Below are 12,172 nucleotides of genomic sequence, written 5' to 3' on the forward strand. Positions count from 1 at the left end.
CCCTCCACCAAGTCAGACGTTTACCAGCCCTCTCACCCGCATTAGACTCTATAAACGTGATTATCCCTCGTCGGCGTTTTCTCGGTTTATCGCTCTTCGCGCTCAGCAGTACGCTTCTTGAAACCCTGACCACGCCTCTGTGGAAGTGGCGCAATCCTGATCTGGTTTATGCTGCTACGATCGCTCCGACCTTGCCTGTGCAGTTCACCGATGTTGCCAAACAGGCTGGGCTCACCGTTCCAAATGTATGGGGAGGAGTCGATCACAAACGGTCCATCGTCGAAGCAAAGGGCTGCGGTATAGCATTCTTTGACTACGATAACGATGGCTGGCTGGACATCTATCTCACAAATGGAGACCGCTTCGATGTGGAATGGCCCGCTGGACAGGCCCCAACGACGCACCTCTATAAAAACAATCGAGATGGAACCTTTGCCGATGTCACTGCAAAATCGGGCCTCGCAAGGACAGGTTGGCAGACCGGGGTCTGTATCGGAGACTATGACAACAATGGATGGGACGACCTCTTCTGCACCTTCTGGGGGCACAATGTACTCTTCCGCAATAACGGTGATGGCACATTCAGCGATGTCACGCAGAAGGCTGGCCTCTCGCAAAAGCAGGTTCGGCTAGGCGCGGGATGCACCTTCCTTGACTACGATCGAGACGGGTATCTGGATCTTTTCGTCTGTAATTATCTCAAGCTTGATCCCAAAGATATTTCTCCCGAAACGGACACCAAATTCTGTCAATGGAAGGGCGTTCCAGTCATGTGTGGCCCGCGCGGTCTCCCTGGCGACACCAATATCCTCTATCGCAACAATGGTGACGGCACCTTTACGGACGTCTCGGAAAGGTCCGGCATCCTCAAAGTCGGGCCGCGCTATTCCATCACCGCGGTCTCTTACGACTTCGACAATGATGGTTGGCCCGACATTTATGTTGCCGTCGACTCGCAACCAAGCGTTCTGCTGAAAAACAATCACGACGGCACCTTTACGGACATTGCCGTGATGGCTGGTTGCGCCTATAACGATGATGGACACGAGCAGGCGGGTATGGGTGTCGCCGTTGCCGACTATGACTGCGACGGCTACTTGGATATCTTCAAAACAAATTTTGCCGATGATACCTGCAATCTTTACCACAACAACGGAGATGGCACTTTTACTGACGTCACTGCGACGGCGGGAACCTCTGTGAATAACAACTACGTTGCGTGGGGTTGCGACTTTGTCGATTATGACAATGACGGATGGAAAGACATCTTCCAGGTCAATGGTCATGTTTATCCCGAAATCGATAGATATCACTTCGGCCAGAACTTCAAGAATCCGCGTCTTGTCTACAGAAATTTGGGCAACGGACGCTTCAAAGATGTTTCAAGTGAGATGGGCACTGGCATCTCAGAACGATATTCGAGCCGCGGTGCAGCCTTCGGCGATTACGACAACGACGGCGACATCGATGTTCTGATCCTTAATATGAATGACACCCCCTCGCTATTGCGCAACGATGGTGGCAATCAACAAAACTGGATCAAACTCAAGCTCATAGGCACCCAGTGCAACCGTACGGCGATCGGCGCTCGCGCGAGCGTCACCACAGGCAAGCACGTGCAGATGGATGAAGTCCACAGCGGCACCAGTGTCATGTCACAGAGCGATCTGCGCCTGCACTTCGGACTCGGCAAATCGGAGATGGTTGATGCGATTGAAGTGAAATGGCCAACGACACAAAAGGTTGAAAAATTCACGAATATTAAAGCCAACCAGATTCTTACAATTCGTGAAGGAGACGGGATTGTCGCAGCGTATAAGCCTAAGAGAGCTTGAGAGTTAATACGGTATGGCATTATTTTGCGATTGCTGGTTGCCCCTGCAACACAACCATAAACTGCTGGATCTTTTGCCGTTGCTGCTCGACAGCTTCCGCCCGTAACTTTTCAATCGCATCGTGTTGATCAAACTCCTGCTGCGCCTTAGCACTTAAACCGATACGCTGATAGGCGACTCCAAGCCTGTAATACGCATCACCAAGCTGTGGATTTACTTCCACTGCCTTGGCGAAGAAGTCGATGGCCTGTTGATAATCTTTCTTGTCCATCCTCAGTATCCCCAATTGGAGATAAGCCTCTCCGAACTTCGGATCGACCTCCACAGCCTTCTGCAACAGGGATCTTGCCTGATCCTCATCTGCCACATTTGCAGGTATTCCCTGACGCTTCAGAACTGCCATCGCGTAGTAGTACTTGGGACGTGCACTTTCTGGTTGTGCCTGCGCAAATCGAGCCAATTTACGCTCTGCGCAGGCCAGCGGGGCAGGCGCCGCAATCTCAATCTCTCCCAGGAACATGTAGGGTGCGGTATTCGCTGGATTCAAGTCTGAGGCTTTGCATAACTGCTCTGCCGCCTCTTCGTATTGGGCACTAGCAAAAAGTGCAACGCCCAACGCAGACAACATTCTTGCTGATTTCGGGTAGGTTTTCGTTCCTTTCCTGAATACCTCGATGGCTGGCCAAACAGCGCGATGCAATAACAATTCGGTGCCCCAAGTAAATTCGTTAGGCTCGCTTGGATCCAGATGCACCGCGGCCTCGTACTCATGCTCAGCAGACAACGCATCGCCCATTGCTTCATTTATATCGCCCGCAAGCCGGTGAACCTCTGAGGTGTCTTCTTCTGACAGCAAATGATTGATGTGTTCATGCGCTTGTTTCAGGTCGCCGGTTTCTTTGTAGGCAAATGTAAGGTCATATTCATTACTGTGATTAGCAGGATCAATACGGTAAGCAGCCTCCAGAGGAGGCACCGCATCACGATAGTTTCCATTCTGGAGGCAAAACCTGCCAAGATCTCGATTTGCCGCAAAGCTCTCCGGCGAAGCCTTGGCTGCGCGACGTAGCGCGCTTTCGGTATCGCCCATATGACCAGCGGGAACAACTCCGCCCGATCGAAGCGTCACCGCCTCCCGAGCAAGGGTTTCACTCGTCCGCAGGTTTGCATCTGATCCATGTCCGCCGACAGCGGTCCAATCGGTAATGCCAGCGACAGTAAAGCTCGGTTTATCGGAAAAATCCATGCTCTCCACATGTGCAGTATCTGCAGAGAGGGTGAGAATAATGGGTGCCGCCGTATTGCCTGTAGAAATATCCGCCGATGCATGCAGATTAGCCTTTTCAGCGCGTACAGAATATTTCCCTGGCCGAACGTTGACAAAAGCAAAGCTACCGTGCACATCTGTTCGTGTCGTCGCATCCGTCTGTTGCAGTAGCACAATGGCATCGGAAACAGGATTACCCCGCATATCGTTCACGACGCCGTGAATCGCAACGGTTCCTGGCTGTTGCGCGTACATCCTAAAATCGCTGGCAAGCACGGTAAAGACGATCAACATTGGAAGCAAGCCGATCATCCGGACTATGGAAGAAACCGTGCGTTTCTCAGAAAAGAACATCGCGACCATAACAATCGGCATTGTACTCGCTAACTCTCAGCTCACAGTCGGATTGCTATTGATATCGCCCTGGACATGAAGACGGTTTCGGCCACGAGGTACAGGATGCAAGAACCTTTGACCATGGAGCATCGACTATCTCAAATACGGTCCTTGCGGCGCAAGCATAACCTCTAGTTCAGACGAAGAGAATCATCGCATACTGTACCAGAAGATGGGAAAAGTACTCCAGAAACCCGGCATCCCATTGTTTTTTCTCTCTATCAGTATGGCAAGGACAATCCCCGGAGGGGCTCAGAGGCAACCGGTAACTTGTGGAAGATGTCCGGCGATATTCGAATTCATGGGGATACATGAATAAAATCGGTTTGACTTATCGCCGCCCACGATTTCCGCAACATATCCGGTGTGCTTCCGGTCAAATTCTCCGGGAAGAGATGAAGTACTCGCAACCGATGGAAGCACCAAGGCATCCCTGTTATCGCCCCCAATGCAACACCTGTCGCTTCGTATGGTGTATTCCTTATTGAGAGAATGAAGCAGCCTCCTCTTAATCGAACATTCCGCTTTTATGATTTTGAGATATGAATATCAAGGGTGTGGCAAAATTGGCTGGAGTATCCACTGCAACCGTCTCTCGCGTCTTGAACAAAACAGCTCCCGTGGATGCGCGCACCGAACGCCGGGTTCGTAATGCCATTGAACGGACAGGGTACTTTCCCAACACGCACGCGCGGATGCTGGGTTCTGCGAAAAGCCAGACCTATGGGCTCATCATCTCTGATATCGCGAATCCATTTTTCCCAGAGCTGGTCAAATCCTTCGAACATCTTGCGGTTGACCACAACCATGAAGTCCTGATTGGAAACACCGACTATCATCCGGAGCGCATGGAGCAATGTGTTCGCCGCATGCTTGAGCACAAGGTGGCCGGGGTGGCCATTATGACCTCCGAGATGGACTCCAAACTGGTCCTTATGCTCAGCAAGCGACAAATACCCATTGTATTTTTAGACACTGGAAAGGCTGGGTCTCTCACAAGCAATATTTCGATCGACTACCAGCATGGCATTGATCTGGCAATTGATCATCTCGTCTCGCTCAAGCATCGCAGTATTGCCTTCATTCAGGGCCCGGTCAACTTTAAATCTGCGATGATCCGGCGGGACGCCTTCATATCGTCGCTCAAGCGAGATGGCATTAAAATCGGAGAAGATTTCATCAGAACCGGTAACCATAGTATCGATGGAGGACGGCGTGCGATGGATGAGTTATTAGCTCTCGAAAACCGCCCAACCGCTGTTATGTGCTCAAACGATTTGACCGCCATCGGAGTTCTGATAGCTGCTCACATCGCAGGATTCCGTGTTCCTGAAGATATCTCTGTCATTGGCTTCGATGACATAGAACTCAGCAGTCTGGTGCATCCCCCTCTTACAACGATTCGCGTCTCTCGAACCGAGATCGCTACGCGTGCCTTCTCTGCCCTTTATGGAGCAACCAATCGAACGGCGTCACGTGGCACTAACCACACTATTCCTACCGACCTCATCATTCGCCAATCCACAGGGCCAAGTTCCCGCTGACGGAGCTACAGCTCTGGGAACTCATGGAGCATCCTTCGATCGTATTACTTTGCAGCCCTTATAGCGCCTGCAGTTTTTGCCACGGGGGAAGCTGCCTCGTTCCAGAAGATGTAGGTTCCGCTGCGTGTCGCAACGACAACATCGGTCTTTCCGTCACCGTTCAGGTCGGCGGCAAGAATATCCGAGCCTGCGCCGGAGCGGTTATGGATCAGGTGTGGCACCAGCTTGGCGCCGCCCGGAGCCTTCGGGTCACGCACCGTTCTGTACCAGTAGAGGACTGCCGGACCATAAGGGTCGGGGTCGTAAAAATCATCCAAATGCGAGAAGACGCGCTTGCCCACCAGAAAGTCAGGAATGCCATCTCCATCAACATCGGCCATCGTGGTACCGTGTGGCTGCGAGAAGGAGACGCCCCCGGCGTTCTTATCGGTGTACGTCCCCATCACGTCGTGTTTCACGAAGCTGATCTCGCCGGTCAACGTATCGCGTTTCTGCTCAAACCATGCAAGACCCCATCCGTGCGACTGCAGCGTTGTCACCACATCGGGCAGGCCATCGCCGTTTACGTCATAGACGGCCATGTCGCATCCGCCCGCCGACGTGCGTGCCCAGCGTCCGAAGGCAACGGGATGAAACTTCCATAGCCCGCTGTCCACTCCTTCTGCAGGCTGCTCCCACCATCCCTCAGCATCAAGGATATCGACCCGACCATCCTTATTAATATCTCCCGCTCCAATGCCGTGCGGAGGCCACGGCCCCTTCTCTGAGACGTGATGGATAATCCACTTTGCTGATTCGTCCTTCGGATCTGGCTTCGCGAGGCTGATGTATCCGTCGCCCGAGGTGTAGATAAGCTCCGGGACGCCGTCGCCGTCGATGTCGCGGATGATCGTCTCCTCGCCAAACACTGAATCGACCACATGATAGTGCTTCCAGCGACGCTGCTCCCCGTGGGGATTGATATACAGATCGGCCCCCACACCTCGTCCGGAGGTCAGCACATCGGCCCAGCCGTCGCCATTGAAGTCCGCCGCACGTTCAATCCAGTCCTTCGCCGGATACTGTGTCGAGGTGTTATAGGCCTCGTTGGGATAGATCTCGTTCGAGTCGCGATAACTGGGACCGTAGTAGATGAAGGGACCACTCACGATGTCCATCTTGCCATCGAGGTTGAAGTCCGCCGCCGCCGCCGACCATCCATAGAAAAATTCATTGAGCCGCTGCAAGCGGAAACCTGTACCAACGACCTCGTCAGGCCGCGACTTAATGGCGAGATTCTTCCATGCAACATCCTTGAAGCTGACCTCACTGCCTGGGCCAACATAGAGGGCCATCGGACCGTACTCGTCCATGTTCTCGGTGGCTCCACTCGCCTCACCACCGCCGTCGTTGAGGAAAGCGCGGACGATTTGGGCGTCGAGCAGAACCTCGATCTGGTTCCATCCAGGCTGCAGGCCACGCACAGGATGCGGCATCAGGATTACTCCCGGAGGTGGATCGGGAAGCCCCGCCAGACCTGGACCCAGAGCTGGACGAGAGATCCCACCCGGACGCGAAGGGTGGGCCGCTCCAGGCGGTGGTGGCGGTGGAGCGTAACGGGCCTGTCCGCCTGCATTGCGAAGCCTGGTCTTGCTGGTAATCTTGCCGGTTGCATCGATCATCACGCGGTAAGGAACGAGCGCAGTGCCTTCAATCGCGAGCAGTACACCGGTCGAGCTCGCATCCCGCTTTTCCATGCGCATCAGAATCCCGGTGTCGCATCGCCCTGTGCAGCGGAAGGAGGTGTAGAGCGCGGAGTCCTGGTACGGCTTGTCGAGGACGAGCCAGCCTTCTCCACCTTTGGCTGTAATCTCGCCGTTATCTGCGCTCCATTTAGCCGACCCAAGCGTTCGCCACTCCACCAGCGCCGATCCTTTGAAGGTGGCATCTGGAATGAAAGTGGGACCAGACTCGGCATACAAAACGGAGATGGCGAATTGCGCTGCACAGACCACGGTCCATGCCAATTTCAGGCAATACATCCTCGTATATTTCGACATCTGCAATTACTCGCTATATTGCGTACTATGCAAAGATTGTTGTCAATAGTGCAGCGAATGGTAGGAGGTTCACAAGTACGCTGTCAACTGTCATTGCCATCACCAGCGCCCGCAGGGTGATCTGCCACGAAAAGCCCAGCTGTCCTCACATGCAAGGCAGGCGTCCCCGTCTCAATCTATCGGGATTCAACTCTAAAAAATGACACGTCTGACGTCGATCAAATCTCCGACAAGATTGACTGAGCAAGTTGTCCCAGCTGGTCCAAAATTTTTCTTCTGATTCGGTAGCAGGACAGGGGGCGATATTTCTCTGCCCTGCCGTGCTATTTCACAACGAGCGTGAGAGTCGTGGTCTGAGTAATAGCTCCACTGCTGGCAGTGACGGTGATCGGATAGGATCCTGCCGGTGTGGTGGGATGGAGGGTACTGTTTCCGCAGCCATTGAGGAAAAACGTCAGCATGATGACACCCCCTAGAAGCTTGTACCTGAGGCGTTGACGCTGGAGCCACGCTGTTGCGAGCACAGCCACAAGGAACATCACCAGCCATTGGATTCGTCCGCCCTTGGAGGGGGGCGGTCCCGCCATGCCGGCCGCAGAGACGCCCGGCCCAGAGGTGGTGATGGTCACAGTAGCGGTTCCCGCTCCGTTGACCCCTACCGCAGACGGCGATGCCAGGCAAAAAGTTCCGCTCGGGGCGCCACTGCAGCTCAGCAGCACATTGCCGATGAAGCCGCCGATCGGAGTAATCGACAGCTTATAGGAGGCCGAGTTGCCCGGATTTACCGTGGCTGAAGCCGGCGTTGCCGCCACCGAAAAGCCAATGGGATTGCAGCCGAGCAAGACATTCGCCTGGCCGGTAAGACGTCCAGCTGTGTCTGCGCTCATCCCACCGCCGTTGGCAGCATTTGCCTGCTGCATAAAGATGCGGAGATCGTCCTGGCCCTTCTGGTCCCGGCCTTGCTGGAACTCGACGAGAGCGTGGTTGAGCTGCTGCAGCAGAGCAGCTTTCAGCGTAGCGTCGGTGATGTAGGCGGTCTTTGTAGAGTCAATCAACGCCTGCACGAAGTCGGCAGACTGGAGGGTCACATTGGTAGAGGCGGTGGCCTGGATGCCAGGCGATCCGTTGAGCCATGCCTTGGTATAGATGGTGTGGGCTCCGCAAGTTGCAGGAGAGAAAAACGATCGGTGATAGTAGGACACGCCTGGATCCATATACGCGATCGTCTGCAGATCGAACATCTTTCCATTCTTAGCCGGGTCGCCGTCGAAGTAGGCAACATTGACGGAGCGTACCGGTGTGGCAGCGGCCTGCAGTGTGGCCTGAACTTTGGTTCGTTGGCCCAGCGTAGTTAGCGGATTCACTGAAGCGGTGATGCTCTGCAGCGATCCGCTCGCCTCGGTTGCTCCCGGCGCCGAAGCGCCTGCCGGCAGGAGATGGAAGAACTGATGCACCGGATACATGCCGACGTTGTTGCTGTAATCCTGAATGTCCACCTGTGTGATCTGAGTGAGGCCGCTGCCGGGAATGGTTTTCAAACCGTGGTCGGGCATCTCCCCAACCAGTTTGCCGCTGCCATCTTCCATCCAGGTCACCACCCAGAAGACCATATTGTCGTTGCCATTCTTGATGGCTGGGAAGCTGCTGGGAAGAAAATCCTGGCTGGCGAGCTTCCAGTTGGGATTCCCGTTTCCATCGGAGGATTCGAAGCCCGCGATCTGCGCGATGGTCTGTTCTCCAATCAGGAAGCTGTTACCGCACAAATCTCCTTGCGTACAAACCGCACCGGTATTCCAGTTGGTGCAGCTCGCTTCGTTTGTGTTTGAGCTGCTGCAATAAGGCTGGCCGTAGAAGCGCACATGGATGGTTGCGTTCGCCGGTGTATCCACCAGGCTATAGTTATAGACGCGAGAGGTAAGGGTCAACGTGTCGTCGGGTTTGGCCTCGAGGAGCAGGGGCACCGTAGAGAGGCTGAAAGGGGAATTCTTCGAATCCTTCTTGCTGATGAAAAATCCCTTCATCGTATAGAACTGCTGATCCACAGGATCTGTGCTGCCCTTGGACGGATAGGTACGGTCGGGCGTATTGAGCTGCACCTTCTGCGCGTTTCCGTCCCAGAACCAGCGTTCGGGATGATTCACAGCGACATCCGGCAGATTGTAGATGCCCTGCCACCAGGGCTGATTTCCGGAGCAGGTTAATTCTGTGTTGCTGGAGTCATTATTAAGCGGGCTTGCGATATAGCCGGTGAAAAGCGGTCCGGTGCCGGCGACATCAATGGGATGTGTTTCCGGGTCTTTCACCTTAATGCAGCCAGAAGTTTGTCCCGACTTGCACGCGTTCTCGGCGGGGGTGTGAGTCTTCCCTTTGAGACCGAAGATGTATTGGCCAAACCCGTATGTGCAACATTCAGAGGTGTACCCGAAGTCTGGTTTGGTAATGGTGATGCCCTGCGAAGAGCTCAGAGAGACGGTGGATTCGTTGAGTGTATTGAGAGAAGTGTGCCTTCCAACATCCAGGCTAAAGTTGACATCGGCGCCATCCACGCTGGACGCCCCAATTCCCTCGGAGTAGCTCATAGAAAGCTCATCGGAGAAGGAGCTGCTGGAGCCGCTGCTGTGGGAGCCGCTTGCACCCTGGTTCCATGTAGTGTTTGAGGTCTGTTGCGACTGGTCGTTTGCCATGCACGTCGCCCGGTGAGTCAATGGCGTTACTGTATCGCTGAACTGGAGTGCCAGTTGCGCCTGGCTCCAGGGGTAGGAGAGCACGTTACCAGGCTCATGGGCGGGCTGGTACCAGTCCTGAAGATATCCGTCCACATTGTTGTAGGTGATTCGATCGGGGACAGAAAACTCCACGTAAGTGGGCGCGGTCGTATTATCTTTTGTGCAGTTTGTGCCATTGGAGTCGCAACCCAGCACCGGATAGTAATAGACATTCATTTCCTTCTGGGTATAGAAGACGTGGTCAGAAAATCCGGTAGAGGCGGCCAATTGCTGGCTTGTTCCCTTATAGGTGTTAAATGTCTTTGATACGCTCTGATCGTGGGTGGACTTGGTCGTATCCTTAATGCTCCCGCTGGCGTTTTCTTCGCCATCATTGAAGGAGAAGCTTGCCCCTTCTGACTCCTTGACGGAGATGCCCCAGCTGGTGGTGCTGGATTGCGCGGCTGAGCTACTGGAGGTGGCGTCGAATATGAATTGAGTGGCAAACGGCTTTTCCGTGCCATTCGAGGGCGGCACGGTAGGGCGCACAGAAACGTTGAGCAGACACAGAGTCGTCCTGTCCTTGCATCCTACATTTTCAGGATCGGTGATCCCCGTTGGGTAGATGTAATCCACATGCATCGGCGGGATGGCGAGCACCAGGTCAGGCTGGATCTGTTTCGGTATCCTGACGATGGTCGGCGAACCAAGCCGCAGGGAACGACCCTGCATGTCGCCAGGCACGAGAATATCCGTGCGCGGTGGATTGCTATTGTCAAAATCCACGTCATCCGTTGGAACCCCGGAGTGGTTATCGCTCACCTTCTTGAGCCAATCGGTATGCTTCTCACCCGGCCGGGGCAATGGGTTTGGTACGTGGACATCAAAGATGTTGAGATGCGTCTCAGGAATAATAAAAGCTAGATACTCATAGGTTTCAATCTGCAACGCGGGGTTGTGCGACGAGCCGCCATTGTCGAAGTTCCCTACCCACATGTTTTGCAGAAAATTTATTAAATCGTCATCACCCCGCTTGGTCTCCGAATCCCAGACAAATGTCCCCAGGTTAGTGTCCGGCTCGAAACTTCCGATCTCGATAAAGCTCGGGCCGAATGTCCGGATGCCGAGGACCAGTTGTTCATTGATGGGTTGCGGCCAGGAGACGAGCGGCGCTGCCTGCGCCAACGCGCCATTGGAGTCGTGTTTGTCTTCGAAACGAAAGAAGGGTTCATCGGCCGAACCACCCGTCTGCTGCACGACCCGTGTGCTGAAACTTCCATCTCCGCCGGTTCCCGGAGTGATCAGGATGGGGATGACGCTGTACCCATGTTTGGCATCTTTGCCGTCGATCTTTCCACCAATCTGCCCAAAGACAGCAAGGTCGGCATTGGTGACACTGGGACTCTGATTGCGGAAGCGACCTGCGGCCAGAGCCGCCTGCTTGTCGACCATCGTGATCGGAGAGCCATTCGCCGTCAACTCGATGGTGCTGGTCTGCTTAATGGTGAGGGTCCTGGGATCGACCGAGAAGAAGGCGATGGTGTGATTATCGTTGAGGAGGGCAGCGATCTCGTCTCTGCCGTCGCCGTTAAAATCGCCAACGACAACGTTTCCCGCAACGGGTGCCGGTTGGGCACTGCTATAGTATTCATCCCCTTCTCTGGGCGGCCCTTCCGTCTTGGGATCATCGGCGGTCAATACCTTCAGGCCCCATCCCCCTCCTCCGGCATAGCTGCTCGCGTAATAGGCCAGTACATCAGCGAGACCGTCGCCGTTGAAGTCGCCCATCAATACCTGGGTGTACACCTTGCCTCGAGGCTCGAACCCAATACTCAGATGAGTCGTGTTCCGAAATCCGGTCCGAGGATCGAGCAGGGTGAGCAGCCAGGAGTGGGAATCCTGTGGAGAAGTCTCGCTCTCGTCGACCGCGCTCAACACGGCTGCGATGTCGCTCTTGGTGTCGTACATCCTGCCTACCGCCTGTGACGCCACCATGCCGTCCGTCGGATTGAATAATCCAGTAGATTTAGACTCGGTGATCATAGTCTTCTGCGGCACTCCGGAGAGCTTTGAATCCGACGTACTCATATTGACCAGCGACGTTGTGACCATGTCGTGGTCCTGGGTGACGTGCAACATTACCAGATCGTCATCGCGGAGAAGATATTTCATGCCGCCGGTTACGTCCTTGACTCCAGACATATTTGGCTCGCCGCTGTCGCTGGTCTGTGCACGCACAGCCGGACACCATGCGATGCCGCTGAAGCTTAGGAAGACGACCAGCTTTACGATGAACGGAAATCCGACGCGATATGAGGCAACCGACCTCAACGAAGGGCATACAGGGGAGGGCATGGGCGAACCTTTCCACCAACACGAACTCGAG

Annotated in this window: 5 protein-coding genes; 2 read left to right on the forward strand and 3 right to left on the reverse strand. The window is 54.5% G+C overall.

All coding sequences use genetic code 11. From position 1 onward, the window contains the following. The first annotated feature begins 56 nt into the window (after positions 1 to 56). Positions 57 to 1,835: a CRTAC1 family protein gene (locus tag GWR55_RS06135; protein WP_162401472.1), complete on the forward strand. Its 1,779-nt coding sequence runs from the start codon at positions 57 to 59 to the stop codon at positions 1,833 to 1,835. A gap of 19 nt (positions 1,836 to 1,854) precedes the next feature. Here GWR55_RS06135 and GWR55_RS06140 read toward each other — a convergent pair whose 3' ends face one another. Then, positions 1,855 to 3,465 carry a tetratricopeptide repeat protein gene (locus tag GWR55_RS06140; protein WP_162401473.1) on the reverse strand — a complete coding sequence of 537 codons (1,611 nt, stop codon included), beginning with the start codon at positions 3,463 to 3,465 and terminating at the stop codon, positions 1,855 to 1,857. A 575-nt stretch (positions 3,466 to 4,040) separates the two neighbouring features. Between GWR55_RS06140 and GWR55_RS06145 the strand changes: the two genes are divergently transcribed. After that, on the forward strand, positions 4,041 to 5,042 hold the full coding sequence (locus tag GWR55_RS06145) for a LacI family DNA-binding transcriptional regulator (RefSeq protein WP_162401474.1): 1,002 nt from the start codon (positions 4,041 to 4,043) through the stop codon (positions 5,040 to 5,042). A 44-nt stretch (positions 5,043 to 5,086) separates the two neighbouring features. Here the strand turns inward: GWR55_RS06145 and GWR55_RS06150 are convergent, their stop codons facing one another. Together GWR55_RS06150 and GWR55_RS06155 are read right to left on the reverse strand one after the other, a co-directional pair. Beyond that, complete coding sequence (locus GWR55_RS06150; RefSeq protein WP_162401475.1) at positions 5,087 to 7,048, reverse strand: VCBS repeat-containing protein; 1,962 nt, start codon at positions 7,046 to 7,048, stop codon at positions 5,087 to 5,089. Between the two features lie 356 nt (positions 7,049 to 7,404). Continuing rightward, positions 7,405 to 12,141 (reverse strand): VCBS repeat-containing protein, encoded by a 4,737-nt coding sequence (locus GWR55_RS06155; RefSeq protein ID WP_162401476.1) that lies wholly within the window; start codon positions 12,139 to 12,141, stop codon positions 7,405 to 7,407. Positions 12,142 to 12,172 lie beyond the last annotated feature (31 nt).

Origin of the sequence: Edaphobacter sp. 12200R-103 (genome assembly GCF_010093025.1) — a bacterium.
In the GTDB taxonomy this organism is placed as follows: Bacteria; Acidobacteriota; Terriglobia; order Terriglobales; family Acidobacteriaceae; genus Edaphobacter.